The 26,437-nt window shown below is 62.2% G+C and carries 23 protein-coding genes; 10 read left to right on the top strand and 13 right to left on the bottom strand.

Going from position 1 to position 26,437, the window contains the following annotated elements; all coding sequences use genetic code 11:
* Positions 1-4: 4 nt before the first annotated feature.
* From AB3N21_RS20275 to AB3N21_RS20260, 4 genes are all read right to left on the bottom strand, one after another.
* Positions 5-1,312, bottom strand: coding sequence for an HlyC/CorC family transporter (locus tag AB3N21_RS20275; protein ID WP_367936905.1), 1,308 nt, complete (start codon positions 1,310-1,312; stop codon positions 5-7).
* Positions 1,313-1,387: 75 nt separating this feature from the next.
* Positions 1,388-2,332, bottom strand: coding sequence for a tyrosine recombinase (locus AB3N21_RS20270; RefSeq protein ID WP_367936904.1), 945 nt, complete (start codon positions 2,330-2,332; stop codon positions 1,388-1,390).
* Positions 2,333-2,335: 3 nt separating this feature from the next.
* A complete protein-coding gene (locus tag AB3N21_RS20265) occupies positions 2,336-3,856 on the bottom strand; it encodes a hypothetical protein (protein WP_367936903.1) in 1,521 nt (506 codons plus the stop codon).
* A complete protein-coding gene (locus AB3N21_RS20260) occupies positions 3,846-4,013 on the bottom strand; it encodes a hypothetical protein (RefSeq protein WP_171174040.1) in 168 nt (55 codons plus the stop codon). Before AB3N21_RS20260 ends, AB3N21_RS20265 begins: the two co-directional genes overlap by 11 nt.
* Positions 4,014-4,074: 61 nt before the next feature.
* On the opposite strand from AB3N21_RS20260, the gene AB3N21_RS20255 reads away from it, so the two are divergent.
* Both AB3N21_RS20255 and aroB read left to right on the top strand, forming a co-directional pair.
* Positions 4,075-4,662: a shikimate kinase gene (locus tag AB3N21_RS20255; RefSeq protein WP_367936902.1), complete on the top strand. Its 588-nt coding sequence runs from the start codon at positions 4,075-4,077 to the stop codon at positions 4,660-4,662.
* Complete coding sequence (gene aroB / locus AB3N21_RS20250; RefSeq protein WP_367936901.1) at positions 4,663-5,775, top strand: 3-dehydroquinate synthase; 1,113 nt, start codon at positions 4,663-4,665, stop codon at positions 5,773-5,775.
* A 31-nt stretch (positions 5,776-5,806) separates the two neighbouring features.
* Here aroB and AB3N21_RS20245 read toward each other — a convergent pair whose 3' ends face one another.
* Positions 5,807-6,877, bottom strand: a complete 1,071-nt coding sequence (locus AB3N21_RS20245) for a site-2 protease family protein (protein ID WP_367936900.1) — start codon at positions 6,875-6,877, stop codon at positions 5,807-5,809.
* An 18-nt stretch (positions 6,878-6,895) separates the two neighbouring features.
* Positions 6,896-7,399, bottom strand: a complete 504-nt coding sequence (gene ssb, locus AB3N21_RS20240) for a single-stranded DNA-binding protein (protein WP_171174049.1) — start codon at positions 7,397-7,399, stop codon at positions 6,896-6,898.
* A gap of 209 nt (positions 7,400-7,608) precedes the next feature.
* Here ssb and AB3N21_RS20235 point away from each other — a divergent pair, with 209 nt between their 5' ends.
* The 3 genes from AB3N21_RS20235 to AB3N21_RS20225 all read left to right on the top strand — a co-directional run bounded on the left by AB3N21_RS20235 (position 7,609) and on the right by AB3N21_RS20225 (position 10,364).
* Positions 7,609-8,187, top strand: a complete 579-nt coding sequence (locus AB3N21_RS20235; RefSeq protein WP_171174048.1) for a lytic transglycosylase domain-containing protein — start codon at positions 7,609-7,611, stop codon at positions 8,185-8,187.
* A gap of 92 nt (positions 8,188-8,279) precedes the next feature.
* On the top strand, positions 8,280-9,245 hold the full coding sequence (locus AB3N21_RS20230; RefSeq protein ID WP_367936899.1) for a LuxR C-terminal-related transcriptional regulator: 966 nt from the start codon (positions 8,280-8,282) through the stop codon (positions 9,243-9,245).
* Positions 9,246-9,377: 132 nt separating this feature from the next.
* Positions 9,378-10,364, top strand: a complete 987-nt coding sequence (locus AB3N21_RS20225) for an MBL fold metallo-hydrolase (protein WP_367936898.1) — start codon at positions 9,378-9,380, stop codon at positions 10,362-10,364.
* A gap of 382 nt (positions 10,365-10,746) precedes the next feature.
* Here AB3N21_RS20225 and AB3N21_RS20220 read toward each other — a convergent pair whose 3' ends face one another.
* The 6 genes from AB3N21_RS20220 to miaA form a co-directional block, all read right to left on the bottom strand.
* The gene (locus tag AB3N21_RS20220; RefSeq protein WP_367936897.1) at positions 10,747-11,250 is read right to left on the bottom strand and encodes a hypothetical protein; all 504 of its coding nucleotides are present in this window, start codon (positions 11,248-11,250) and stop codon (positions 10,747-10,749) included.
* An 82-nt stretch (positions 11,251-11,332) separates the two neighbouring features.
* A complete protein-coding gene (locus AB3N21_RS20215) occupies positions 11,333-13,420 on the bottom strand; it encodes a dipeptide ABC transporter ATP-binding protein (RefSeq protein ID WP_367936896.1) in 2,088 nt (695 codons plus the stop codon).
* Between the two features lie 95 nt (positions 13,421-13,515).
* Entirely contained in the window at positions 13,516-14,979 is a 1,464-nt protein-coding gene (locus tag AB3N21_RS20210; RefSeq protein ID WP_367936895.1) for an ABC transporter permease, read from the bottom strand.
* 13 nt (positions 14,980-14,992) lie between these two features.
* Complete coding sequence (locus tag AB3N21_RS20205; RefSeq protein WP_171181103.1) at positions 14,993-16,039, bottom strand: ABC transporter permease; 1,047 nt, start codon at positions 16,037-16,039, stop codon at positions 14,993-14,995.
* Positions 16,040-16,178: 139 nt separating this feature from the next.
* Complete coding sequence (locus AB3N21_RS20200) at positions 16,179-17,849, bottom strand: ABC transporter substrate-binding protein (protein WP_367936894.1); 1,671 nt, start codon at positions 17,847-17,849, stop codon at positions 16,179-16,181.
* A 346-nt stretch (positions 17,850-18,195) separates the two neighbouring features.
* A complete protein-coding gene (gene miaA, locus AB3N21_RS20195; protein WP_367936893.1) occupies positions 18,196-19,089 on the bottom strand; it encodes a tRNA (adenosine(37)-N6)-dimethylallyltransferase MiaA in 894 nt (297 codons plus the stop codon).
* A gap of 99 nt (positions 19,090-19,188) precedes the next feature.
* Here miaA and pyrH point away from each other — a divergent pair, with 99 nt between their 5' ends.
* A complete protein-coding gene (pyrH, locus tag AB3N21_RS20190) occupies positions 19,189-19,938 on the top strand; it encodes a UMP kinase (protein WP_171181106.1) in 750 nt (249 codons plus the stop codon).
* 359 nt (positions 19,939-20,297) lie between these two features.
* A complete protein-coding gene (locus tag AB3N21_RS20185) occupies positions 20,298-21,884 on the top strand; it encodes a BCCT family transporter (protein ID WP_367936892.1) in 1,587 nt (528 codons plus the stop codon).
* A gap of 51 nt (positions 21,885-21,935) precedes the next feature.
* Here the strand turns inward: AB3N21_RS20185 and AB3N21_RS20180 are convergent, their stop codons facing one another.
* Positions 21,936-22,319 (bottom strand): VOC family protein, encoded by a 384-nt coding sequence (locus AB3N21_RS20180; RefSeq protein WP_367936891.1) that lies wholly within the window; start codon positions 22,317-22,319, stop codon positions 21,936-21,938.
* A 127-nt stretch (positions 22,320-22,446) separates the two neighbouring features.
* Here AB3N21_RS20180 and AB3N21_RS20175 point away from each other — a divergent pair, with 127 nt between their 5' ends.
* The 3 genes from AB3N21_RS20175 (at position 22,447) to AB3N21_RS20165 (ending at position 26,426) form a co-directional block, all read left to right on the top strand.
* On the top strand, positions 22,447-23,670 hold the full coding sequence (locus AB3N21_RS20175; protein WP_367936955.1) for an aminotransferase class V-fold PLP-dependent enzyme: 1,224 nt from the start codon (positions 22,447-22,449) through the stop codon (positions 23,668-23,670).
* Positions 23,671-23,724: 54 nt separating this feature from the next.
* Positions 23,725-25,143 (top strand): deoxyribodipyrimidine photo-lyase, encoded by a 1,419-nt coding sequence (locus tag AB3N21_RS20170; RefSeq protein WP_367936890.1) that lies wholly within the window; start codon positions 23,725-23,727, stop codon positions 25,141-25,143.
* Between the two features lie 74 nt (positions 25,144-25,217).
* Positions 25,218-26,426, top strand: a complete 1,209-nt coding sequence (locus AB3N21_RS20165; RefSeq protein WP_367936889.1) for a class I SAM-dependent methyltransferase — start codon at positions 25,218-25,220, stop codon at positions 26,424-26,426.
* Positions 26,427-26,437: the final 11 nt, after the last annotated feature.

Genomic DNA, 26,437 nt, shown 5'->3' with positions numbered 1-26,437 from the left:
GGAGTCACAGCGGTCGGATCTTCAGTGCCGTGACCCGGTTGCCTTCGCGCGCGGTGACCTCGAACCGGAAGCCATGGAAAGCAAAAACCTGACCAACGGTCGGGATCATTTGCGCCTCGTGGATCACCAGTCCGGCCACTGTATTCGCCTCTTCATCCGGCAGGGTCCAATCCATGGTGCGGTTGAGGTCGCGGATCGTCATTGCGCCCTCGACCAGGAACTGACCGTCCTCGGTGCGGGTCACGGGCACCTCATCGGGCAGGTCGAACTCATCGGCGATCTCGCCCACGATCTCTTCCAGAATGTCCTCGAGCGTGATCAGCCCCTGCAGCGAGCCGTATTCGTCGACCACCAGCGCGAAATGGCCGCGCATGCGCAGGAACTCCCGCATCTGGTCGTCCAGCGTGGTGGTGTCGGGCACGAAGTATGGAGGGTTCGCGACCTTGGCCACGTCGAACTGTTTCAGCCTGTCGGCATCGCCCTCGGCGCCGCCGACCTCGGCATACATGGAGCGGAACAGATCCTTGGCATGGACGACGCCGATGATGTTCTCCTGCTCGTCGCGAAAGACCGGCAGGCGGGTGTGAGAGCTTTGCAGGCATTGCTGCAGGATCGCCTCGGGGTCCTCATTGGCGTCGATCATCTCGATCTTCGAACGGTGCAGCATGATTTCATCCACCGTCCGGTCCCCCAAATCCAGCGCGCCGAGGATGCGGTCGCGGTCTTCTTTCTCGACCACGCCTTCGGAATGGCCAAGCTGGATGGCGCCCGCAATCTCTTCGCGCACGGCCAGAATGTGGCTGTCCGGGTCGATGCGCACGCCGAACAGGCTCAGAACGCCGCGTACCAGCAGGCGGACGGCGGCGACGATTGGAGAGAACAGGGTGACGATCACGCCGATGACCGGGGCCACGGCGGCGGCGGCCTTTTCGGCGTTGGTGATGGCGTAGGTTTTGGGCAGGACCTCGGCAAAGATCAGCACCAGCAGGGTCATCACCAGCGTCGCCAGCGCCACGCCGCTTTCGCCGAAAAGCCGGGTGAAGAGCGCCGTGGCCAGCGAGGCGGCGAGGATGTTGACCAGATTGTTGCCCAGCAGGACCGAGCCGATCAGCCGTTCATTGTCGTCGGTGATGTCCAGCGCCTTCTGCGCGCCGCGCGACCCCTTGTCGGCCTGCGCCCTGAGCTTGCCTCGGGACGAGGCGGTCAGCGCGGTTTCCGAACCCGAGAAGAATCCCGAAAGAACAAGCAGAAACAAGATCGCGCCCGCTGTGATCCAGAAGGCACTGTCGATTACGGAAGAGGTCGGGTCCATCGGTCCTTGATTATCCTTGGTGTTGCCTCCGTTATGGGGGCGCGGCTGTGCCCGATCAAGGGGTTAGCCCCGGATTCAGTCTTTGTCCTTGGCCAGCGGATGGTGTTCCAGCACCAGTTCGGCCAGCCGTTCGTCCAGCACATGGGTGTAAATCTCGGTCGTGGCCACATCCGCATGGCCCAAGAGCGTCTGGATCGAGCGCAGATCGGCGCCATTGGCCAGCAGGTGGGTGGCAAACGCGTGGCGCAGCGTGTGAGGCGTCACCTTGTCGGGCGATACGCCACCCTGAACAGCCAGTTCCTTGATCAGGAGATAAAAGCGATGACGGGTCAGGTGTCCCGACTTGCCGCGCGAAGGGAACAGGAATTTCGAGGGCTGCGCGCCTTTGGCCGTGGCCTGGTCTTCGGCCTCGTCGCGGGTGGTCAGCCAGACCGCCAGCGCTTCGCGCGCAGGCGGTGACAGCGGCACCATCCGTTCCTTGTCGCCCTTGCCGAGGATCAGCAGCATGCGCGGATCACCCCGCGCGGCAGACACCGGCAGCGAGACCAGTTCGCTCACCCGCATGCCGGTGGCATAGAGCAATTCCATCAGGCAGGTGTTGCGCAAGCGGTCCGCCTGCGAGCGGCCGGTGACGCGGGCGGCCTCCAGCAGGCGGTCCACTTCGATGACATCCAGCGTCTTGGGCAGCCGCTTGTCACGTCCCGGCCCCTTGATCTGGATCGCCGGGTTGGACTCGCGCCAGCCCTCCTCGAAGGCGAAACGGTAGATCTGCTTGATCGCCGACAGCCTGCGGGCGCGGGTCGAGCGGGCCAGCCCCTGCGCATCGCAGTCGATCAGATAGGCCTCGACCAGATCGCGGTCGGCCTCGGCAAAGCCCGAGCCCTTGCGCGTCAGCCAGCCCGCGAAATCCTTGAGGTCGCGGCCATACGCCAGAAGCGTGTTGTTGGCCGCACCCAGTTCGGCCGCCTGCGCCTCGAGAAAGGTCGAAATCCACTGTTCCTGTGTGCCGGGGCCACCCATAGCTCAGGCCTTATCGAGGATCATCAGTTGCAATGCGGCACGGCGGGCTGTGTCCTCAAGCCCGATCTGCCGGAATACCGCCAGCGCGCCGGTGAGATCGCTGTGATTGCCGCGCGCGCCGCTGGCAAAAAGCTGCATGGATTCCAGAATGGCCTCACCCAGACGCCCGTCGGCCAGCAGGGTCCGCACGTCCTCGGGCATCGGTGGGGTCTCGGCGAACCCGTCCGAGATCGCCTCGGCCATATGCGACGGGGCAGGGGTGCGGGCAGGCTCACCCTGCGCCAGTGCTGCCAGATATCCGGCCTCGCCGGAGCCGTTCGGCGGTGTCTGCGCGGCATCCTCGTAGTAGCTTGAAAGCAGGCGGATGCGCCACAGCAGGTCCGCTGCCGCCGGGTCGGGCAGGTCTTGTCCGGCGAGCTTGTCGGCGAACAATTCGGCAAATGGGACTTCGAGGCCTGCATTTTGCATCGCGGCCCAGACCGCAGGCAGTGCCTTGGAAATGGCCGCCGGATTGCCGGTGGACAGTGCCGTTTCGAACCGTTGCATGGCGGCGACCCGGTCCCAGATGCCCCCCGACGCGGCGGGTTGGCGTTCGGTATAAAGGCCCAGCAGATGGTTCGGCGTCAGCGCCCCGATGCGGGTCAGACGTTCGGCGGCCTCAAGCTGCGCCTTCCACCCGGCCACATCGCGCAGATCGGCGGTGGCAAAGGCGCGCGGCAGCGAGGCGGTTGGCAGGCGCTCACCAATGGTTTCGAACAGGCGGAAGGTCAGCGGGTCAGGATGGGCTGGCTGCGGCAGGGGTGGCGCGTCCTCGAACAGGTCGGGGCTGAGGAAGCGATCGAGCAGTGCCAGCCGGTCGCGCGGCAGCAGCTCCAGCGCGTGGGCGGCTTCGAGCGTCAGGGCCGCCGATTCCCAGTCGCCGCGCCTTGCTTTGCAGAAAATCTGTGCGGAGTAGTCCCGGGAGAGGTGTGGTTCGGCAGTCAGTGCCGAACAGCTCCGGTCCTCGTCCCCGGTCAGCAGGGTGGCATCGAACCAGCGGCGGAAGCGGTCGGTGCTGTCGGTGGGGCCCGCCAGTTGTACCAGCGCCTGCGCCGGGTCGGTGGCGCCCAGCTGCATCAGCCGGTCGAGCCGGGCCAGCAGCAGCGCCTCATCCGCGCGGGGGCCGGTTGGGGAGCGGGATTCCGACAGAAGCAGTGTGAAGAGCAGCCGCTGCATCGCCGGGTTTTCGCGCACCGGCACATCTGCGATCAACTCGGAAATCCGCGCCGGATCGCTGCCGCGCCACAGATCGACAGGCAGGCCGGTCACGCTGGTGGAAACCAGTCCCAAGGGAGGCTTGAGCTCCTCCAGCGGTGTCACTTCGATCTCAGGGCGCAAACCGGTCCCGGTCACCGGCGGTTCGAGCAGAACCGTGCCGGGCAGGTTTTCGGGAGGCTCGGTCAGCCAGTCAATGGCAGAGAGAGGGTCTTGCGCCAGGGCAGGGGTGGTCAAACTCAGCGCGATCAGCGCCGTTCTAGTCCACATCCAACGTCACCGGTTGGCGGACTTCATTCTTGGGCGCCGAAAAATCCGCCCCGAAAAACGGCCCGACATAGGCGTAGCCAACCAGCCCTATGAAACACAGACATAAGACGTAAATCAGGAATTTGATCAGACGGCCCATCATTTTACGCTGCCCCATTTTACTCTTTTGGCCAAGTTATAACTGGCAATTTTCCCAAGATCACGTCATTCACGGTGAAATGAGCGAAATTAAGCATAACGCACCCGTCACAGCCACGGCGCAGGACCATGTGCTGCATAAAACGGTGGTCATGGTGGGCATGATGGGCGCAGGCAAGACCGCCGTGGGTCGGGCGCTGGCGGCGCGGCTGGGGGTGCCGTTTCTCGATAGCGATGCCGAGATCGAATCGGCGGCCAACATGACCATCCCCGAGATCTTCGAACGCGATGGAGAGCCGTTTTTTCGCCAGAAGGAAAGCCAGGTGATCGGGCGGCTTTTGAGCGAGGAGCGTGGCATACTCTCGACCGGTGGCGGCGCGTTTCTGTCGCCCGAAAATCGCCGGATGATTTCGCAGCAAGGCGCCTCGCTGTGGCTGCGTGCCGATCTCGAGGTGCTGTGGAACCGGGTCCGGCACAAGGACACGCGGCCGCTGCTGCGAACCGCGAACCCGCATGCGACGTTGCGCGCGCTGTATGAGGCGCGAGTGCCGGTCTATGCCGAGGCCGATCTGATCGCCGAGTCCGATGGCGAGACCTCGATCGAAACGATGGTGGACCGGGTGGTAGCCGCGCTGCTGACCCGTCCGGATGTGCTGGAACGGAAATAGATGCATCAGACCGTACATGTCGAACTGGGCGCGCGTTCTTACGATGTTGAAATTGGCCCCGATCTGCTGGCGGAGGCGGGCACACGGATTGCGCCGCTGCTCAAACGCCCACGGGTGGCGGTGCTGACCGATGAGACGGTGGCAGGCCTGCATCTGGATGCATTGCGCGAGGGTCTGGGCCGCGCGGGCCTTGAGATGGTGTCGCTGGCACTGCCTGCGGGCGAAGCCACCAAAGGCTGGCCGCAATTCGAGCGGGCGGTTGAGTGGCTGCTCGCCGAAAAGGTCGAGCGGCGCGATGTGGTCGTGGCCTTTGGCGGCGGCGTGATCGGCGATCTGGCCGGGTTTGCGGCCGCCGTGCTGCGGCGCGGGGTGCGGTTCGTGCAGATCCCGACCTCGCTGCTGGCGCAGGTGGACAGTTCGGTGGGCGGCAAGACCGGCATCAATGCGCCGCAGGGCAAGAACCTGATCGGTGCGTTTCATCAGCCGTCGCTGGTGCTGGCGGATACGGCGGTTCTGGGCACACTGACCGCGCGGGATTTTCTGGCCGGTTACGGCGAGGTGGTGAAATACGGGCTGCTGGGCGATGCTGGGTTCTTTGACTGGCTCGAAGGGCAGGGTCCGTCGCTGGCTGCCGGGGATATGGAAGCACGGGTCCAGGCGGTGACCCGCTCGGTGCAGATGAAGGCCGATATCGTGGCGCGGGACGAGACCGAGCAGGGGGACCGGGCGCTTTTGAACCTGGGGCACACCTTCTGCCACGCGCTGGAGGCCGCAACGGGCTATTCCGACCGGCTGTTGCATGGCGAAGGTGTGGCCATTGGCTGCGCGCTGGCCTTTGAGCTGTCGGCGCGTCTGGGCCTATGTTCGCAGGAGGACCCGAGCCGGGTGCGCGCGCATCTCAAGGCGATGGGGATGAAAACCGATCTGGCCGATATTCCGGGCGATCTGCCGGGCGCCGAAGCGCTGGTCGATCTGATGGCGCAGGACAAGAAGGTGGTGGATGGCCAGCTCCGCTTCATCCTCGCGCGTGGGATCGGGCAGGCTTTCGTGACCTCGGACGTGCCGCGCGAGGCCGTGCTGTCCGTGCTTGAGGATGCGCTGGCAACTTGTTGACTTTGCTGACGTCTGTTTCAACGCGCCGTGCTCATCGGCCCCGGATCACCATCAACTCACCGACATTCTCTCGGGTGATATAGCCCAGCATCTGCCCGCTTTCGGCACAGACGGCCACCGCAGGCGCGCCTTTGTGCAGCGCGTCCAACACGGTTTCCAGACCGGTGGTCAGCCGTACCTGCGGGATGTCTTCGTCCATGATCGATGTAGCGGGGTCCGAGAGTGGATGATCCCCGGCCAGCGCAGCAAACAGCCGCGCGCGGGTGACAAAACCCAGCAGCGCGCCCGTGCCGTCAAGGACCGGAAATTCGTGCTGCGTGGTGTGGATGACCGCTTGTGCAGCCGTGTTCAGACTGTCCTGCGGCGACAGCGCCTCGAAACTGGTGATCATCGCGTCGCGGGCCAGCAGGCGGCGGGCGACGGCGCGCATGGCGACATCCTGACTTTCCGCATTGGCGGCGATGAACACGAAGAGCGCGATCAGCACCAGCACCGGATTGCCCGAACTCAGGCCCGCAAAGCCCAGCAGAAACGCCACGAACTGCCCGGCGAAGGCGGCGGTGCGGGTGGCGGTCACCCGATCCATGGTCAGGCAGAGCAGGGCGCGGAACACCCGACCGCCATCCATCGGAAAGGCCGGGATCATGTTGAACACCGCCAGGAACAGGTTGACCAGCGCCAAACGGCTGAGAAAGTCGAGATCGGTGGAATCGATCCGCGCCAAAGCCTCAAGCGGCATTCCGGCGCCGATGATCATTAAGACGGCCCAGATCACCACATTCACCGCCGGACCGGCCAACGCCACCATCACCTCTTGCAGCGGCTTCTCGGGCATCCGCTCCAGCCGGGCCAGCCCGCCGATGGGCAACAGGGTGATGTCGGGGGTCAGGATGCCATAACGCCGCGCCATCAGGGCATGGCCGAACTCATGCGCAACGACGCAGGCAAACAGTGCCAGAACAAAAACGACGTTCTCAATGGCCGCAGCCAGTCCGCCGTCGGAATAGGCCGCAAAACCGACCCAGGCGAGCAGCAGGAAAAAGGTGACATGGACCCTCAGTTCCGACCCTAACAGGCGGCCGAGTGTGAAGGACCATGTCATGATATCCCTCCGGTCAGATCAGAACGGGATCTCGTCGTCGTCGATCCCGCCCGAGGCCGGAGCCGGAGAACCGGACGGCGCGCCATAGGGATCGCCTTGCGGGCCGCTGTCATAGCCGCCACCGTAGCTGCCACCCTGGCCACCGCCATATCCGCCACCGCCGCCTTCGCCACGGCTGTCGAGCAGCGTCAGCTCACCGCGATAGGGGCGCAGCACCACCTCGGTCGAATAGCGGTCCTGGCCGGACTGATCCTGCCACTTGCGGGTTTCCAGCTGGCCTTCGAGATAGACCTTCGACCCCTTGCGCAGATATTGCTCGGCGATCCGCGCCAGCGGTTCCGAGAAGATGGCGACCGAGTGCCACTCGGTCCGTTCGCGGCGTTCGCCGGTATTGCGGTCTTTCCAGGTCTCGGATGTGGCGATGCGCAGGTTGCACACCTTGCCGCCGTTCTGGAACGACCGCACCTCGGGATCGCGGCCCAGATTTCCGACCAGAATGACTTTGTTGACTGAGCCAGCCATGAAGTTCCCCGTAATTATTGTCTCGATGTCCCGAATCTGAACGATCCGTCCACGTGACAGTACCGGCCCGATTTAGGCTGCGCCATGGTTAAAACATCGTTCACGACGACACAGACTGTCACAGATTTGACCTGCCGGACCCGCGATGCTTCCCATCTGGGCGAAAAACCCTATACTCCCGCCGGAGGTTCAACGGCCAGGTTATAAGAATGCGCAGGTTTTTTAGCGGGTTTACAGTTGTTTCTTTGATCCTGACGGCAGCGCCGGCATATGCCGACATGTTCGGAACCAAGAACCGTCGCGACATCTTCCGCAATCAGGCCAAGTTCCTCGATACCCGTGGCGCCAGCCAGTATCGGGATTCCAAACGGCTCAGGCCGCCCTCGGCCAATGGCACGTTCGACAAGCGCTATGCGGGTAAGTATCGCGGCCAGTACCTGCAGATGGCACGCGATGCGGCGCGGCGCCACAATGTGCCCGAAGAGCTGTTTTTGCGTCTGGTGCAGCAGGAATCGGGCTGGAACCCGCACGCCAAGTCGCACAAGGGGGCACTGGGGCTGGCGCAGTTGATGCCGGGAACGGCGCGCGCGTTGGGTGTGAACCCGAAGGACCCGTATCAGAACCTCGATGGCGGGGCGCGCTATCTGGCGCGCCAGTACCGCAAGTTCAAATCCTGGCGTCTGGCGCTGGCGGCTTATAATGCTGGCCCCGAAGCGGTGCAGAAATATGGCGGCGTGCCGCCCTATGCCGAGACCAAGAATTACGTCAAGAAGATCTGGGGCAGCTGATACGACGCTGCGCAGCGGCGTGGGCTGTGCTTGATCGGTGGTTCGGTGGGCTTCTACACTTTTACCTGCTCCAAAGCCGCAGGTGAGTGCACATGATGACTTCCGACAGGCCCGACATTCCAAGCGTAACGCTCGCCAATTGGCAGCGGCTGGTGGATCTGGTTGGACAGCTTGCCGACGTCCCGGCCAGCCTGATCATGAAGACCGAGGCACCGGATCATGCGGTACTCGTCACCTCGGACCACCCGGATAATCCCTACCCGCAAGGGATGGCGTTCCGCCTGCACCCCAAGCTCTATTGTCAGGGCGTGTTTCAGCGCGATGGGGAACTGGTGGTCGAGGATGCCTCCTGCGATCCGGACTGGCGCGACAATGAGGACATGGAGCATGGCATGTCCTTCTACATCGGTCTTCCGCTGAAATGGCCCGATGGTTCGATCTTTGGCACCATCTGCGTGCTGGACCGCCAGCGCAACCGGCGGGCATTGCTGTTCCGCGAGGGGCTGGCGCAGTTCGCCCGGCTGGTCGAGGCGGATTTGGCTTTGCTGCAAGAGGTTTACCTGCGCCGCGAACTGGAGCGGAAGCTGAACGAGACGCTGGCGCATCTTGAGGCCCGCGTGGACGGGCGCACGCGGGAATTGCGCGAGGCCAACACTGCCCTGCGGGTGCTGTTGAGCAGTGTCGAGGATGACCGCAAGCATCGCGATGCCGAGGTTCTGGCGCAGGTGCGGGGCATGGTGCTGCCCTATCTCGACAAGCTGGGCGATCATCTTGGGCAGGCCGAGCCGCAGCGCACCTATCTGGACTTGGCACAGCGGAACCTGCGCGAGATCACGTCGACCATGTCCGACAAGTTGTCGGATGCGTTCTCGGTCATGACGCCGACCGAGATCGAGATTGCTCAGATGGTGATGTCCGGCAAGACCACCAAGGACATCGCGCGGGCACTGTCACGCGAAACCTCGACCATTGACTTCCATCGCAACAATATCCGGCGCAAGCTGGGTCTGGGCGGGCGCGGGCAGAACCTACGCAGCCATCTGCTCGCGATTTCGTGAACGTCGAATATGGGGATCGCCCCCCTATTTCCCCCCAATTTTTCCGGTCTGAGCATGGGGTTTCGCCCTTGCTAGCCTGTTTGAGACGGCCCTTTGGGGCTGCTCACTCACACGAACAGGGAGGCAAGAACAATGGATCGAAAGGATCTCAAACCCATACTGCTCAAGGGCGGGCAGGATGATCTGGCACCGGGGCTGTCGCGCCGGTCCTTCTTCATGGCGGCAGGCGCCGCCGGGGTCGGGGCAGGGGCTGCGCTGGTCGGGGCCGAACCGGTGCAGGCGCAGTCGCAGGCCTGGAAACAGCCGGGCAACAACAACCATGTGATCGATCTGCAGGGCTCGACCGGACAGGCCAGCACCGGGGCGGTAGGCATCGACTTTTACGGCCATTGCGCGATCAAGATCACCTCGCCCGGCGGTGCGACCGTGCTGTTCGACCCGTGGCGCGACGATCCCTCGGGCGCGTGGGGGCTGTGGTTCAAGAACGAGTTTCCGCAGATCCCGGTGGACATCACCATGTCGACCCATGCCCATTTCGATCACGACGCTATCGAGCGGCCAAGCTCGACCATGGTACTGGACCGGATGGTTGGGAATTTCGAGTTCGCCGATCTCAAGATCACCGGATTCGCCGACAAGCACGCCTGCGTGGCGCCCGGCTGGTACAGTTGGACCGACGCGCTGGCCGAGTTCGGCGTCAATGCCTGCCCGCCGGACAATGTGGGCCACATGGACATGGTGGTCTATCTGGTCGAGACGGGCGGCATTCGCACCCTGATCTGGGGCGACAACCGCCACAACCCGCCGCAGGAGTTCTGGGATGCCATTGGTCAGGTGGACGTGCTGACCCTGCCGATTGATGGCTCGCAACACATCCTGAGCTATGAGATGGGCAACGACATCGTGGCAAAGCTGCAGCCCAAGGTGATCATCCCGACCCATTACCTGAACGAGACCACTTCTTATACGCTGACCACTCTGCAGTCGGCGGATGAGTGGGTCCAAAGCCAGCCGAGCCACAAGATGCTCGACAGCGCCTCGTTGAGCCTAGAGGCGGGCGAAATACAGGGGATGAACGGCGAGTTCCTGTATTTCGGCAATCACGCGTTGCAGGGCTGAAGCGCTGTTGCGAAAAGCCAGCCCGTGTCCCGGGCTGGCTCCTGTACTCTGGCAAACCCTGGGCTCCTGAAAACCGGCCTCGAAATCCTGGAAACCAATCCGGAACGGCACTTCCCATCCGTTTGGCGCGGGCGTCAGCCCGGGCCGCGCCCGACCCTCCCCCCGGGGAGGGCGCATTTGCGACGTCGTGTAAATCTCTGACAAGATCTTGTGTTTTGAGCGGTCAGCTCAGTTCCTGCGTTTCGCAAGCGCCCACCCAGGATCGGGCGCGGCCCTTCTCGCACCCATTCAACCGGAGCGCGGAACAATTTTCCCCGATCCCATCGGAATCGAGAGGTTTGCCAGCAGTCTGGAGCCAGCCCGCATCCCGGGCTGGCCCTTTTCAGTCGAACGACAGCGAGAACCCGCCCGCGATCACAAACGGTGCGCGGAAGCCGTCGGCGATGTAGTAATAAAGCCCTTGCTCGGCGTCGTGAGTAATCGAAAAACAGCCCCATTCCGGCGTCGTCCACAGCCCGGTCCAGCTGGAGCAATATTGGTCATCCTCGATCTTGTAGCGCGCTTCGGACGGGACGGCGTCGCCTTTCTTGATCCACAGGGTCAGACCCGACTGGGCGAAATACTGGCGCGTATGGGTGCCGAAATGAATGCCTTCGACCGTCTGTCCAACCAACAACTCCTGAATCTGCTGAGTGGTCAACGGGGTTTCTTCCGCATGGAGAGCGGGTGCCATCCCAAACGCGGCGGTCAGCGTCATGATGCTAAACAGGCTTGCGGCAAAGCGCGGCATATGAATGTCCTTTCCGGAAGCTTTTTTACCAATCGCCGGCGAGCGCGGCGGTGCAAAACCAGCCTCTAGTGCATTTCCCGCACATGAGGGGTTCATAGTTTCGTGATGAGAAAAAATGTACCGCTCAAGCAAAAGAACCCGCCGTCAGGCGGGTTCTTTCGTGATCTTGCTACTCCGGTTACTCGGCGGCGATCTTGATGACCGGCTCCATGCGGGCCAGCACATCCTCGGCCAGATGGCACTTGACCTGATGTCCCTCTGCCAGCGTCCTGACCGGCGGCACCTCGCGCTCGCAACGCCCGTCCGCCACTTCGGACTTCCATCGGCAGCGCGTCTGGAACGGGCAGCCCGATGGCGGGTTCATCGCCGAGGGAATATCGCCTTCGAGCACGATATGTTCCTTCTCGACCGATGTATCGGCGATGGGCACCGCCGACAGCAGCGCCTCGGTATAGGGATGGTAGGGCGGTGAGAACACCTGATCGGTCGAGCCGAGCTCGACCACATGGCCCAGATACATCACCATCACCCGGTCGCTGAGATAGCGCACGATGGAAAGGTCGTGAGAGATGAACAACAGCGTCGTCTTCTGCTCGCGCTGGATCTCCATCAGCAGATCGGTCACCGCCGCCTGCACCGACACATCCAAAGCCGAGACCGGCTCATCCGCCACCACGATCCGGGCGTCACCGGCAAAGGCGCGGGCGATGCCCACACGCTGCTTCTGCCCGCCCGAGAGCTGGCGTGGCATCCGCTCGGCAAAGGCGCGGGGCAGTTTCACCAGATCCAGCAGTTCCAGCATCCGCTGGCGCCGGTCGGCCTCGGAATTGCCGACGCCAAAGATTTCCAGCGCCCGGATGATCTGCCGCCCCACGGTCATCGACGGGTTCAGCGTGTCGAACGGGTTCTGGAACACCATCTGCACTTCGCCCACGGTCTTGGCATCGCGCTCCTCGATGGGCACCTGTTCGATATTGCGGTTGTCCAGCAGGATCTGCCCTTCGGTCGCCGTCTCAAGCCCCATCAGCACCTTCGCGAAGGTGGATTTGCCGCAACCCGACTCGCCCACAATCGCCAGCGTCTCGGATTCGCGCGCCTCGAAGCTGAGGGTTTCGTTGGCCTTGACCACCTTGGTCTCGCCGCCACCGAACAGCGCATTGGCCGCCACCTCATAGTATTTCTTGAGGTTGTCCATCTTCAGGACGACATTGCCGACCTCGCCTTTCTCCTTCTGCTCACCCACGGTGATCGGCGCGTTCCAGTCGATCTCCTTGAATTTCAGGCAGCGGGTGTGATGCCGGTCATTGCCCGGCACCGCCTCCATCAGGATGTCCTCCTTGTCGCAACGACCCTCTTCGAAGTAATCGCAGCGTGGTCCGAAATTGCAGCCCGGCGGGCGTTCGTGGGGCAAGGGGAAGTTGCCGGGGATCGCCACCAGTGGACGCGAGTTCTTGTCGGCGCCCGGCAGCGGGATCGAGCGGAACAGCGCCTGCGTATAGGGGTGCTGCATCTCGTCGAACACGTCGTGGATCGAGCCGCGCTCAACCGCCTCGCCGGAATACATCACACAAAGCCGGTCGCAGGTTTCCAGCACCAGCCCCAGATTGTGGCTGATGAACAGCATCGAGGTGCCGTATTTCTTGCCCAGATCCTTGACCAGTTCCACCACGGCGGCCTCGACCGTCACGTCGAGCGCCGTCGTCGGTTCATCGAGGATCAGCAGCGCCGGTTTCGACATCAGCGCCATGGCGATGACGATCCGCTGCTGCTGGCCGCCTGACAGCTGATGCGGAAAGCTGTTCAGCATCCGCTCGGGGTCGGGCAGGCGCACATCGGTCACCACCTCGAGCGCGCGGGTATAGGCCTCTTCCTTGGAAACGCCCTCGTGGATCATCGGCACTTCCATCAGCTGCTTGCCGATCTTCATCGCCGGGTTCAGGCTGGCCATCGGCTCCTGATAGATCATAGCGATCTCATTGCCGCGAATGTCGCGCAGCTCATCCGTGCTCATCTCGCTCAGGTCGCGGCCCTTGAACTTGATCGTGCCGCCGACGATGCGGCCGTTCTTGCCCAGATCCTGCATGACGCCCAGCGCCACGGTGGATTTGCCGCACCCCGATTCGCCCACGAGGCCCACGGCCTCACCCGGCATTACCGAGACCGAAAAATCCATCACGGCCGGAATTTCCCGCAGGCGGGTGAAGAATGAAATCGACAGCTTGTCGATCTCAAGAATTGGCCCGTCATAATCCGCCAGTTTGCTCATTTTTAGTTCTCCTAGACAAAGGCGGGCGGGGCCCATCTTCATCTTTTCGAAAATACTCCGGGGGTCCGGGGGCAGCGCCCCCGGCCTCGATCACATCAGTCCTTCAGGCTTTCCTCACGAAGACCGTCCGCCAGCAGGTTCAGACCCAGAACCAGTGACAACAGCGCCAGCGCGGGCGGCAGAGCCGGGTGCAGGTAGATCGACAAGAGCTTGCGCCCCTCGTTGATCGTCGAGCCCCAGTCCGGGCTTTCGGGCGGCAGGCCCAGCCCGAAGAAACCCAAGGTCCCCAGAAGGATGGTGGTATAGCCGATGCGCAGGCAGAAATCGACGATCAGCGGCCCGCGCGCGTTGGGCAGGATCTCCCACAGCATGATGTACCAAGGGCCTTCGCCCCGGGTCTGAGCGGCGGCCACGTAGTCGCGGGTCTTGATGTCCAGCGCCAGGCCCCGGACGATCCGGAACACGGTGGGCGAGTTCACGAAGACCACCGAGACGAAGACCACAAGAATACCGCCAGGGATGTCGAAAAGGTCGAGATAGGTCGGCAGGCCCCAGATCCGGTAGCTGTCGGTATTGATGACGTAGCCACCGGTCGAAATCAGCGACAGATAGAACCAGATCGCAACTCCCAGAACCCCGATCAGCAGCGGCGTGCGGAAATTCGGGCGCGTGTAAAAGCGCGAATTCAGCAAGACGCCGATAAAGAGGATCGGGAACACGAACAGCACCGCAGCCATATAGTTCGGAACACCCGTGGCAACGATCTCTGGCGTAACCAGCAGATAGAACAGCAGGATGACCGGGAAGGCCAGGATCAGGTTGGCGAGGAAGGACAGGAACGTGTCCAGACGGCCACCGTAATACCCCGCGGGCAAGCCCAGCGTGATACCGACCATGAAGGCAAAGAGCGTCGCAAGCGGCGCGATCTGCACCACGATCCAGGCCCCTTTGACCATCCGGCTAAAGACGTCGCGGGCCAGGTTGTCGCCACCCAGCAGATACCAGGCATACTCGCCTTCTTCCAGGTTCGGCAGCGGTGTCCCGGGCACCTTGTTCTTCATCCCCGAGACCTGCACCAGCGGGTCATGGGTGACGATCAGGTCCAGCGCTCCGAATATCCCGGTAAAGACCCAGAACGTGACAAGGCCAAAGCCGATCATGCCGATCGGGCTGTCATAGAGCTTGCCATACAGGCCAAGCCGCCGCTTGAAGGCGATGGACATGGCAAACACGATGACCAGCGCGACCCAGACGGGCAGGAATTGCTGCGACATCGCCCCGATAATGCCTGCGCTGGTTCCCATCAGGATACCCAGCACCAGATAGGCCAGCGCCAAACCGACGCAGGCCAGGAAGCTAAAGCGCAAGGCCTGTTGGGTCAATCCGCGAATACCGCCGCTGGCCGCAACCGTGCCATCGGCATTCACGCTCACCTGTTCCTCGGGCAGTAGAATGCTGCCCACGATCCAGATCAGTATCGACAGCACCAGCGCCGCGATCGCGATCATCAGCAGGGGGTTCAGAAAGGCGATAGAGCCGGTCCAGCTAAGAGGTTCCATGATCTATCCTCCCTTACGAAATACGGATGCGCGGGTTGAGGTAGACATAGCCGATATCCGATATCAGCTGTGTCACCAGCACCACAAAGACCGACACCACCGAAATGGCCAGCAACAGCTGGATGTCGTTGTTGCCGGCGGCCTGAACCAGCGCCCAGCCGAAGCCCTTGTAGTTGAAGAGCGTCTCGACGATCACCACGCCGTTCAGCAGCCATGGGAACTGCAGCATGATGACGGTGAAAGGCGCGATCAGCGCGTTGCGCAGCGCGTGTTTCATCACGACGTTGGGGAAACTGACGCCTTTCAGCCGTGCCGTGCGGATATACTGCGCCGTCATCACCTCGGTCATCGAGGCGCGGGTCATCCGGGCGATGTAGCCCATGCCGTACAGCGCGATGGTCAGCACCGGCAGGAAGAAGTTCTCGAAGGTCGGGTTGTCCATCGCCTGCGTCGCGGTGCCCTTGAACCATTTCAGGCCCACCGTGGACGAGGTGAAGACCGCGATGAAGATCACGCCCGACACGTATTCCGGCGTTGCGGTGGTGATGATCGAGAAGGTCGACAGCGACCGGTCCAATGCCGAGCCTTCCTTCATGCCCGCCAGCACACCAACGATCAGCGCCATCGGGACCATCAGCACCAGAACCCAGAACATCAGGTATCCGGTATTGCCCAGACGTTTCCACACGATGCCTCCGACATCGTCCTTGAAAACGGTGGAATAACCCCATTCGCCCTGTAACAGGCCGCAGAATGTCGGCGTGTCCTCGGGGGTTGAGCCGGGCCGGACGCAAGTGCCGACGAACTGGCCGTCATCCAGCGTGTTGGTGAAACCGGGCACGATCCCCAGCCACTGGCCATATTGTTTGACGATGGGCTGTTCATAGCCCCGGTTGTCCAGCCAAGCAGCGACCTGTGCGTCGCTCATCCGCTGGTTGCCCTGGGTCTTGGCCAGTTTTTCGAGGTTCGGATAGAGGTTGGTCAGGAAGAAGACCACAAAGGTCAGACACAATGCCGTCAACAGCATCACACCGACCCGCCGGAGGAGAAATAGTCCCATGATGGCCCCTGTTTTTCAGGTATCCCGCAGATCACTGGACCATTGTCTGGCCTCGAACATCCGGCGTGGCGCCGGGACGTCTGCGGCTGGAGAGGGGCGCCCGTTATAGGCGCCCCCGGTTTTTTACATCAGCGGTGGGTCAGGCTGCCCAGCCCCACTTGTAGTGATGGTGCTCGAACGAGATGTGCATGTCGGTGCCGACCAGGCCTTCCTTCATGTGGCGATAGAGCGACCGCCAATAGGGCTGAACGGTCACGCCTTCCTCCTGGATCAGCGCCATGCCTTTTGCGGCAACTTCGCTGCGCTTTTCAGCATCGGCGATGGCAAGCGCCTCGTCGAGGATCGCGTCGAAGTCGGCATTGGCCCAGCCAAACTCGTTCCAGGCTTCACCCGATTTGTAGGCCAGTGCCCAGATCTGCACGCCCAGCGGACGGTGGTTCCAGTTGGTCGAGCTGTAGGGGTATTTCGCCCAGTCGTTCCAGAAGGTGTTGCCCGGCAGCACCGTCCGCTTGACCTTGATGCCCGCGTCGCGCAACTGCGCGGCCACCGCATCGGTGGTGTTGCGGCGCCAGTCGTCGTCGATCGAGAGCAACTCATGCTCGTAATCGGCCATGCCGGCCTCTTCCATCAGAGCCAGGGCGCCCGCCGGGTCATGCTTTTGCGGCGGCAGTTCGGCATATTCCGGATGGATCGGACCCACATGGTGGTTCTCTGCGGCCGCACCGCGCCCGCCGTAGCCCAACTCAAGGCAGATCGCGTTGTCCACGGCCATCTGCAGGGCCTGACGCACGCGCTTGTCGGCATAGGGCTGCTTGCCGTCCACTTCGGCCAGCTGGTTCGGACGGATCACGATCGAACCCATGGTGACCACTTCGGACTTCACATAGCCCAGACCGTCCAGCACGTCGATGAACTCGCCCACCGATTCGTGCAGCATGTCGACCTCGTCCGACTCGATGGCGGCCAGCCAAGCCGACGGGTCGGTGCCGTAGTCGATATATTCGATCCGGTCGAGTGCGGGACGCCCGAACGCGGCTTCGCCCCACCAGCTATGGTTCTCGTTGCGCACCAGCGTGCATTTCACGCCCACTTCCAGCTCTTCGATCAGATAGGGGCCGGTTCCGACATTGTTGGTCAGATCGTTCTCGTTGAACGAGCTGTGCACAATCGCCGCCGGATAATCCGACATGCCCGCGATCAGCGAGATATCCGATTTCGGCAGGTTCAGCTTGACGGTGTTGGCGTCGGCCACTTCGATAGCGCCGTCGATGGCCTGTCCGGTGCCTTCATCCACCAGCGTGGCGAACCGTCCCGCCATCGAGTTGGTTTCCGAGCTCTTGTCGCACCAGCGGGCGATGTTGCGGGCCACATCATCGGCGGTGAAGTCGTCGCCGTTGTTCCACTTGACGCCCTGACGGACGTTCAGCGTGTACTGGGTGGCGTCTTCGTTGATTTCCCAGCCTTCCAGCAGCATGCCGCGGAAGGTGCCGTCCGAGTTGTACTCGACCAGGTATTCCAGCGTGCCGCGGCTCTGGTTGCCCATCTCCGACCAGTCATACGTGCGCGGATCCTTCAGTGCACGGACAGCCGCCTGCACGCGTAGGGTGCCGCCCTCCTGCTTGGCCGCATCGCTCTGAGCCATGGCGGGTGTGGGCAGGCCGATCATCCCGTAGGCGGCCGCTGCCGTCACACCCAGGCCGGTGGCACGGGTCAGGAATTCGCGGCGGCTCAGCTTGCCGTCCCGATATTCCTGGGCGTGCATCTCGGCTGCCCAGTGGACCGGATTTCCAGTCATGGTTTGATTTGTCATGTAAGTCTCCCTGTGACGTAAATTTTGTTGGAGGAGGTTTTCAGGATCGCTCACCGATCCGTCGAATCGGTTCGATCGTCGATGACCTGCATTTGGAACGTACGCATCCCCATAGTCGGTATTCGGCACCAGATCGCGGGCCACGTCAATGTTCGGTTTCGTCATCAATGAGACAAAAACGACATCTTGAGCGCTATTAAACGACTCGGGCCGGATGTGGTTTCCTGGAGCATCGGGACAAAAATCCACGAAAAAGCAGGGTAATAGCGAGTAAAACCGCAGTTTACGGGTATTGCGGCGGATGGGAATCACTTTCCGCGCCCAAGCGACCCGGGAAAACGAAGTCTCAGAGTGGCATTTTAACCGGGTGCCAGCCCTGCATCCGGGCCCGGAACCAGGTGCGCTGACGCTTGGCGAATTGGCGGGTGGAAATGCCCGCCCGCTCACGCGCCTGATCGAGTGTCAGCGTGCCGTCCAGATGGGCCATCAACTCGGGCACCCCGATGGCCTTGCATGAGGGCAGGGCGGGATCGTAGCGGTCGCGCATGGCCGCAACTTCGTCCAACGCGCCCTGTTGAAGCATCTGATCGAAGCGCCGTGTGATGCGGTCGAGCAGCCAGTCCTTGTCCACGTCAAACACCAGCGGTGCCGCATCGCTCAGCGGCAGGGCCGGTGGCGGCGTTTCGGCCTGCCACTGGCTCAGGGGGCGCCCGGTGGCACGCTGCACCTCCCACGCACGCTGCACGCGGGCGCGGTTCTGTTGATCAAGCCCGCTGGCGGATGCAGCATCGAGCCCGGCCAGCAGTGCCTCATGCGTCATCGCATCGGCCTCGGCCCGAACCTCGGGCGGGGTGGCGGGGATCTCAGCCATTCCTTCGGTCAGCGCCTTGAAATAGAGCCCGGTGCCGCCGGTGATGATCGGGCGCTGCGGCCCGGTCAGCAGCGGCACCACCTCGCGCAGCCAGTGTCCGGCGGAATAGGGGGCGTCATAGGGCACGTGACCGTAAAGCTGATGCGGCGCCTGCGCTTCTTCCTGCGCCGAGGGACGGGCGGTGATCACCCGCCAGCAATCATAGACCTGGCTGGCATCGGCGTTGACGATCACGCCGCCATGACGCTCGGCAATGGCCAGCCCCAGCGCCGATTTTCCCGATGCCGTCGGCCCCGCGATCAGCACCGGCATATCCGCCGGAATCGGGGGCAAAGCCCCTAGCAATCGTGCCGCAGTGTCTGATGCCATCGGGCCGGTGCCTCATTCCTTACCAAGCCGCATTGAACCTGCGTGGCTTTTGCTCCATTTTGCGCCGGAAAATAACCCTGTGCCAGCCCGGAGCGCAACATGACCTCATCCTCCCCCGTGGAAACCCTTGAAAAGCCCCAGACCACCTATAACCGCGTCATGCTGAAGATTTCCGGCGAGGCGCTGATGGGGGATCAGGGATTCGGTCTGCACCCACCCACCGTCCAACGCATCGCCGAAGAGGTGAAGTCGGTGCACGATCTGGGTGTCGAGATCTGCATGGTCATCGGTGGCGGCAACATCTTTCGCGGGCTATCCGGATCGGCGCAGGGGATGGAGCGGACGACGGCGGATTACATGGGGATGCTGGCCACGGTGATGAACGCGCTGGCGATGCAGTCGGCGCTGGAAGGGCTGGGGGTGTTCACCCGCGTGATCTCGGCCATTCCGATGGATCAGGTCTGTGAGCCTTATATCCGTCGCCGTGCCGTTCGGCACCTTGAGAAAAAACGGGTGTGCATCTTTGCCGCCGGGACCGGCAACCCCTATTTCACCACCGACACCGCCGCCACGCTGCGCGCAAACGAGATGAGCTGCGAAGCGATCTTCAAGGGCACCAAGGTGGATGGGGTCTATGACAGGGACCCTGTGAAGTTCGAGGATGCCAAGCGCTATGATCAAGTAAGCTATGACGACGTGCTGGCCAAGCGCCTAGGCGTCATGGACGCCTCGGCCATCGCGCTGGCGCGGGACAACAACCTGCCGATCATCGTGTTCTCGCTGGACGAACCCGGTGGGTTCCGCGGCATTCTGGCGGGTGAAGGGACCTACACCAAGGTTCAGAACTAAAACCCTTTATCTGCTTCCCATGTGACAGGTCGGGCCGGAACGCCCCGGTTTGCTGAGTGCGCGCCAGCGGTGCGCTCGTTTCTTTGTTTGAGTTGGCTCGCGCTCACCACGGCAGCAGCACGGGCGAAGGTGGCAAACGCAATGCTTGCCCGATAGGCAGTGCAAGGCGGATACAATTGGCCGCATAGGCATGCGACCCTTCAAGGATGAAAAGCGACGCATCTGATGCGCCTATGTGTCGCTTTTCTGTCATAATCCGCCAAAACGTCGGTTTCGGGCCGCAGAGGGTCCATTTCATAACGCCGGATTTTCGTCTCTTCCTTGATTAGAAGGCCACGAATAATGGAGAGGAAGAGACAATGTCCGACACAACGGAGACCGACTATGAAGTCGGTCAGGACAATGTGCAGATCTTGGGTCTGGACGTCCATAATCCGGTCTTTGCTGTCTCGGGCCTGACCATCGTTGCATTCGTGTTCTTCTCGCTCGTGTTCCGCGAGCAGGCGACCGAATTCTTCGGATGGTTGCGCCCGGCGCTGACCAGCAATTTCGACTGGGTGTTCATGATCGCCTGCAACGTCTTCGTGCTGTTCTCGCTGCTGCTGATCGTCACCCCCTATGGCTCGATCCGGCTGGGCGGCGCGGATGCAAGGCCCGACTACAGCTACGCCGGCTGGTTCTCGATGCTGTTTGCCGCGGGCATGGGCATCGGGTTGGTTTTCTGGGGCGTGGCCGAGCCGATCTCACACTATGGCGCGTCGCTGGGTGGCGTGGCCGTGGGCGAAGACGGGCTGCGCACCGACTGGGCGCCGCTGGGTGCCGCCGCAGAGGATCCGCAAGCCGCGCGCGATCTGGCGATGGCGGCCACCATCTATCACTGGGGTCTGCACCCTTGGGCGATCTATGCCGTTGTCGCTCTGGCACTGGCGTTCTTCAGCTTTAACCGGGGGCTGCCGTTGACCATGCGCTCGGTCTTCTACCCGATCTTCGGGCAGGCGACCTGGGGCATTCTGGGCCATGTCATCGACGTGCTGGCGGTGTTTGCCACCATCTTCGGCCTTGCGACCTCGCTTGGTCTGGGCGCAACACAGGCGCTGGCAGGTCTGAATTATCTGTTCGGTGTACCGGTAACCGACGGCATGAAAGTGCTGCTGATCGTGCTGATCACCATCTTTGCGCTGGTCTCGGTCGTGGCCGGTCTGGACAAGGGCGTCAAGCGGCTGTCCGAGGCCAATATGGTGCTGGCCGCCGCGCTGCTGATCCTGGTGCTGATCGTCGGTCCGACCATCGCGATCATCTCGGGTTTCTTCACCAATCTGGTGGATTACGCCGCGCAATTGCCGGCGATGATGAACTGGATGGGCCGTGAGGACACCAATTTCGTGCAGGGCTGGACCACCTTCTACTGGGCCTGGTGGATCTCGTGGTCGCCGTTCGTGGGTATGTTCATCGCGCGCATTTCGCGCGGGCGCACCGTGCGCGAGTTCATCGTCTGCGTGCTGGTGATTCCGACCGTCGTCGGCGCCCTGTGGATGAGCGTCTTTGGCGGCGCGGCGCTGGATCAGGTGATGTCCGGCACCGGTCAGGCGCTGTCGGATGCGGCACTTGAGCTGAAAATGTTCAAGATGTTCGAGGCCTTCCCGATGACCGGCATCCTGTCCTTTGTCGGCATCATCCTGGTGGTGGTGTTCTTCGTCACCTCGTCGGATTCGGGTTCGCTGGTGATCGACACCATCACCGCGGGCGGCAAGACCGATGCGCCTACCGCGCAGCGCGTGTTCTGGTGCATTCTGGAAGGCGCCATCGCCATCGTGCTGTTGCTGGGCGGCGGACTGGGGGCGCTTCAGGCGGCCTCGATCGCGACCGGCTTCCCCTTTGCCATCGTGCTGATGCTGATGTGCGTGTCGATCTTCATCGGCCTGTCGCGTGAGCGGCGCGGGAAGTAAGCTTGCCGCAACAGACATTGGAAAGGCCCCGGATACGCTCCGGGGCCTTTTTCATGCGGCCTCGGTTTCAAAGAACCCGATCGAGTTGCCGTCCAGATCGGTTGCGTAGAAAAACCGCCCCGGCGGGATCTGGATGATGGGCGAAACCACCTGACCCCCGGCATCGTTGACCCGTGTCATCGTGTCCTCAAGCGCGCCCTCGGACGCCAGGTGCAACGTCGGGCCGCGCCCGTCGCCCGCAGGCTTGCCCGGATAAAGATGCAGGGCAATGCCGGTGGCCGCATCGGCGGGTTTGAACATCACCACCGGGTTCGGGCCGGTTTCATCCACTTCCAGTTCGGCTCCGGTGGTGGTGGCGTAGAATTTCAGGGCTGCGTCCAGGTCCGAGACGGGAAGCTCTCCCCAGACCAGAAAATCCTTGGGTACGTAACTCATCTGTCACCTCCTTGGTTGAGATACCCCCGAGGGTGACATGCCCTGATGTCAGTTTCTGGCATCAGCTGCGGGCTTGACCCGCCGACCCAAGACCGGCATCCATTTCGAAATTGCACCGGGGGAGGCCATGGCGCTCGATATCGATTTTGTACGCGGGCAATTCCCTGCGTTTTCCGAACCTTCGTTGAATGGGCAGGCATTCTTTGAAAATGCAGGCGGATCTTACACCTGCAAGCCGGTGATCGACCGGCTGACCCGGTTTTACACCCAGCGCAAGGTGCAGCCCTATGGGGCTTACGAGGCCAGCCGTCTGGGTGGTGCGGAAATGGACGAGGCGCGCACGCGCATGGCGGCTCTTTTGGGGGTTGAGGCCGATGAGTTGAGCTTTGGCCCCTCGACCACGCAGAACACCTATGTTCTGGCGCAGGCAGTCCGGCAATGGATGCAGCCGGGTGAGGCGATCGTGGTCACCAATCAGGATCACGAGGCCAATTCCGGCCCCTGGCGCCGTCTGGCCGAGGATGGCATCGAGATCCGCGAATGGAAGCTGGACCCCGAGAGCGGCCATCTCGACCCGCAGGCACTGGAGGATCTGCTGGACGAGCGTGTGCGGCTGGTTTGTTTTCCGCATTGTTCGAACGTGGTGGGTGAGATCAACCCGGTGACCGAGATCACCGCCATCGCCCATGCCGCGGGGGCCTTTGTCTGCGTCGATGGCGTGTCCTATGCGCCGCATGGCTTTCCCAATGTCGGCGAGTTGGGGCCGGATATCTACCTGTTCTCGTCCTACAAGACCTATGGGCCGCATCAGGGTTGCATGGTGATCCGCCGCGCACTTGGCGAGTTGCTGCCGAACCAGGCGCATTTCTTCAATTCGGACGTGCTGTACAAGCGGTTCACGCCCGCAGGCCCGGATCACGCCCAGATCGCGGCTTGTGCGGGTATGGCGGATTATGTCGATCAGCTTTGCGATCATCACGGTGGCCCGGCTTCGGGCGCGGTCGCGCGCGGGGCCTTTGTGCATGACCTGATGCGCGCGCATGAGGTCGAGTTGCTGCAACCGCTGCTGGATGCGGTGAAGGACCGCAATGCCGTGCGTTTGATCGGACCTTCGGATGCGGCAAAGCGCGCGCCCACGGTTGCTCTGTCGCTGGAAGGGGCTGCCGAGCCGGTGGCCGCGGAACTGGCAAAGCATGGCATCATGGCAGGGGGCGGTGATTTCTACGCAGTACGGGCGCTGCAGGCGATGGGCGTCGATCCGGCACGGGGTGTGCTGCGGCTGAGCTTTACCCATTACACGTCCAGGGCCGAAATCGATCAGTTGCTGGATGCATTGGACCGGGTTTTGTGATCCGGCCCCGTCCGCTCCGCGTAAGAGGAGAAAAAGAACGGGGCGCGGGTGAGCATGAGTGAAGCTCCCATCATTTTCTGGTTTCGGCGGGATCTGCGCCTGTCGGATCATATTGGCCTTTCCGAGGCGGCGCGCACGGGGCGGCCCATTGTTCCCGTCTTTATCCATGACGTATCGTCTGAGCGTTTGGGTGCAGCGCCGAAGTGGCGTCTGGGGCAGGGGCTTGAGGCATTCTCGGCCACGCTCCGGGCCCGGGGCAGCCGGTTGATCCTACGCCGTGGCAACGCGTTGGAAAACCTGCTTACTCTCATCGCCGAGACTGGCGCCAGCGCCGTCTGGTGGACGCGGACCTATGATCCGCAGGCGATCCGGCGGGACGCAGAGATCAAAACCACGCTCAAAGAGATAGGCGTGGACGCCCGATCCTTTGCCGGGCATCTTCTGTTCGAGCCGTGGACCGTGTCCACAAAAACCGGCGGTTATTTCCGCGTCTATTCCCCGATGTGGCGCGCGGTGCGGGATCGTGAGGTGCCCGAGCCGCAGCCCGCCCCGACGCATCTGCGGGCTCCTTCCAGATGGCCCAAATCAGACGCTCTTTCCGACTGGTCATTGGGGGCCGAGATGCGGCAGGGCGCGGCCATCGTTGCGGCGCATGTCTCGGCGGGGGAACAGGCGGCGCAGGACCGGCTGGCGCATTTCGTAACCGAGGGCATTCACAACTACAAAGAGCTGCGGGACCGCCCTGATCTGGATGGCACCTCGAACCTGTCCGAATATCTGTCGCTGGGCGAGATCGGGCCGCGTCAGGTCTGGCACGCGGGGCTGCGCGCACGGGAAGAGGGGCAGGGTGGCGCCGAAATCTTCCTCAAGGAACTGGTCTGGCGCGAGTTTGCCTATCACCTAATGTATCACACGCCACATTTGCTGACGGGAAACTGGAAACCGGACTGGGACAGCTTTCCCTGGCGCACCGATCCCGAACATCCGCACGTACTGGCGTGGAAGCGGGGTATTACCGGCATCCCTTTTGTCGATGCCGGGATGCGGCAGATGTATGTCACCGGCCGGATGCACAACCGTGTCCGCATGATCGTGGCGAGCTATCTGACCAAGCACCTGATGACCCACTGGAAGATCGGGATGGACTGGTTCGCCGATTGCCTGACCGACTGGGATCCAGCGGCCAATGCGATGGGCTGGCAGTGGGTGGCAGGCTCGGGCCCGGATGCCGCGCCCTATTTTCGCGTGTTCAACCCCGAGACTCAGCAGGCCAAGTTCGATCCTGACGGTCGCTACACCACACGCTGGATTGCCGAAGGACAGGCCAATCCGACCGATACCGCAGCAAGCTATTTCCAGGCCATTCCACAGAGCTGGAACATGTCGCCAAACACGCCTTATCCTGACCCAATTGTAAGCTTGGCTGAGGGGCGCGAAATTGCCCTATCGGCTTATAAATGCCGGGATTTTTGAGGAGCCGGACACAAAACTTGCCTGAAACGGGTTCTAACCCTAGCTTGTAAATCACACCGCAATGGGGAGAGCGGATGATCCTGACGAAGACCGAAGGGCAGACGAACCTGCCGCGATATTTTGCGCAAGTTTTCAAGATGCTTGGCAGGATGGAGGCCGGGCGGCTGGACATCGGCCTGCCGGATGGCCGGGTGTTCAGGGCCGAAGGCAAGGCGCCGGGCCCGGTGGCTCGCGTAGACATACACGATCGTGACGTTTTTGCCCGATTGGTTCGAGAAGGTGAACTCGGATTTTCCGACGCCTATCTCGAAGAAGAATGGAGCACACCCGATCTTCGCGCCTTCATGGACCTCGTGCATTTGGGCAGCGAGACCGTTTACGACGACTTTCCGGGCCAGTTTCTGGCGCGCGCCTATGAGAGGTTCCGGTTCTGGCTGCAGCGCAATCACAAGGCACAGGCGAAAAAGAATATCTCGTATCACTACGATCTGGGCAACGAATTCTATGCGCTCTGGCTCGACGATACGATGACCTATTCCAGCGCGATTTTCGAAACCGGACAGGAAAGCCTGGAAAAGGCGCAGACCGCCAAATACGCCAATCTCGTCGATGAGATGGGCGCGAAACCCGGGGACCACATTCTGGAAATCGGCTGTGGTTGGGGCGGGTTCGCCGAATACGCGGCCAAGGAGCGGGGCTTGCGCATTACCGGGCTGACGATCAGTCAGGAGCAGTTGAGGTTTGCACAACAGCGTATTGAAAAGGCTGGACTTTCAAGTCAAGTCGATCTGCGACTTCAGGATTACCGGGATGAACGTGGCAGCTATGACGGCATTGCCTCGATCGAGATGTTCGAGGCGGTTGGGGAAAAATACTGGCCGGTCTATTTCGACACTGTGCGGGACCGGCTGAAGCCCGGTGCCCGGGCAACCTTGCAGATCATCACCGTCGCCGACCGGCGCTGGGAGATTTACCAGAACGGCGTCGATTTCATCCAGAAATACATCTTTCCCGGCGGTATGCTCCCGGCGCCCCGAATCCTGCGGCAGCAGATCGAACGGGCCGGTCTGGACCTCATCCGCTCGAAGGAGTTCGGCAAGAGCTACGATCTGACCCTGCGCCGCTGGCACGAGACGTTCAACGCGAAATGGGATGAGATCGCGGGAATGGGATTTGATGCAAGATTCCGACGGATGTGGAATTTCTACCTCACCGCATGTGGCGCGGCCTTTGACACCGGCACCTGCGATGTGACACAGATCACAGTCGCAAAACCCAGCTAACGCCGGAACCA

This window comes from Ruegeria sp. (assembly GCF_040830605.1).
Classification (GTDB): domain Bacteria; phylum Pseudomonadota; class Alphaproteobacteria; order Rhodobacterales; family Rhodobacteraceae; genus Ruegeria.
The sequence above is the reverse complement of the archived record's forward strand: the minus strand, read 5'-3'. Positions and strand labels throughout refer to the sequence as shown.

What these genes read in the sequence shown, in the direction of transcription:
- AB3N21_RS20275 (WP_367936905.1), bottom strand. Translation starts at nt 1,312, where the DNA reads ATGGACCCGACCTCTTCCGTAATCGACAGTGCCTTCTGGATCACAGCG.
- AB3N21_RS20270 (WP_367936904.1), bottom strand. Translation starts at nt 2,332, where the DNA reads ATGGGTGGCCCCGGCACACAGGAACAGTGGATTTCGACCTTTCTCGAG.
- AB3N21_RS20265 (WP_367936903.1), bottom strand. Translation starts at nt 3,856, where the DNA reads ATGTGGACTAGAACGGCGCTGATCGCGCTGAGTTTGACCACCCCTGCC.
- AB3N21_RS20260 (WP_171174040.1), bottom strand. Translation starts at nt 4,013, where the DNA reads ATGGGGCAGCGTAAAATGATGGGCCGTCTGATCAAATTCCTGATTTAC.
- AB3N21_RS20255 (WP_367936902.1), top strand. Translation starts at nt 4,075, where the DNA reads ATGAGCGAAATTAAGCATAACGCACCCGTCACAGCCACGGCGCAGGAC.
- aroB (WP_367936901.1), top strand. Translation starts at nt 4,663, where the DNA reads ATGCATCAGACCGTACATGTCGAACTGGGCGCGCGTTCTTACGATGTT.
- AB3N21_RS20245 (WP_367936900.1), bottom strand. Translation starts at nt 6,877, where the DNA reads ATGACATGGTCCTTCACACTCGGCCGCCTGTTAGGGTCGGAACTGAGG.
- ssb (WP_171174049.1), bottom strand. Translation starts at nt 7,399, where the DNA reads ATGGCTGGCTCAGTCAACAAAGTCATTCTGGTCGGAAATCTGGGCCGC.
- AB3N21_RS20235 (WP_171174048.1), top strand. Translation starts at nt 7,609, where the DNA reads ATGCGCAGGTTTTTTAGCGGGTTTACAGTTGTTTCTTTGATCCTGACG.
- AB3N21_RS20230 (WP_367936899.1), top strand. Translation starts at nt 8,280, where the DNA reads ATGATGACTTCCGACAGGCCCGACATTCCAAGCGTAACGCTCGCCAAT.
- AB3N21_RS20225 (WP_367936898.1), top strand. Translation starts at nt 9,378, where the DNA reads ATGGATCGAAAGGATCTCAAACCCATACTGCTCAAGGGCGGGCAGGAT.
- AB3N21_RS20220 (WP_367936897.1), bottom strand. Translation starts at nt 11,250, where the DNA reads ATGAACCCCTCATGTGCGGGAAATGCACTAGAGGCTGGTTTTGCACCG.
- AB3N21_RS20215 (WP_367936896.1), bottom strand. Translation starts at nt 13,420, where the DNA reads ATGAGCAAACTGGCGGATTATGACGGGCCAATTCTTGAGATCGACAAG.
- AB3N21_RS20210 (WP_367936895.1), bottom strand. Translation starts at nt 14,979, where the DNA reads ATGGAACCTCTTAGCTGGACCGGCTCTATCGCCTTTCTGAACCCCCTG.
- AB3N21_RS20205 (WP_171181103.1), bottom strand. Translation starts at nt 16,039, where the DNA reads ATGGGACTATTTCTCCTCCGGCGGGTCGGTGTGATGCTGTTGACGGCA.
- AB3N21_RS20200 (WP_367936894.1), bottom strand. Translation starts at nt 17,849, where the DNA reads ATGACAAATCAAACCATGACTGGAAATCCGGTCCACTGGGCAGCCGAG.
- miaA (WP_367936893.1), bottom strand. Translation starts at nt 19,089, where the DNA reads ATGGCATCAGACACTGCGGCACGATTGCTAGGGGCTTTGCCCCCGATT.
- pyrH (WP_171181106.1), top strand. Translation starts at nt 19,189, where the DNA reads ATGACCTCATCCTCCCCCGTGGAAACCCTTGAAAAGCCCCAGACCACC.
- AB3N21_RS20185 (WP_367936892.1), top strand. Translation starts at nt 20,298, where the DNA reads ATGTCCGACACAACGGAGACCGACTATGAAGTCGGTCAGGACAATGTG.
- AB3N21_RS20180 (WP_367936891.1), bottom strand. Translation starts at nt 22,319, where the DNA reads ATGAGTTACGTACCCAAGGATTTTCTGGTCTGGGGAGAGCTTCCCGTC.
- AB3N21_RS20175 (WP_367936955.1), top strand. Translation starts at nt 22,447, where the DNA reads ATGGCGCTCGATATCGATTTTGTACGCGGGCAATTCCCTGCGTTTTCC.
- AB3N21_RS20170 (WP_367936890.1), top strand. Translation starts at nt 23,725, where the DNA reads ATGAGTGAAGCTCCCATCATTTTCTGGTTTCGGCGGGATCTGCGCCTG.
- AB3N21_RS20165 (WP_367936889.1), top strand. Translation starts at nt 25,218, where the DNA reads ATGATCCTGACGAAGACCGAAGGGCAGACGAACCTGCCGCGATATTTT.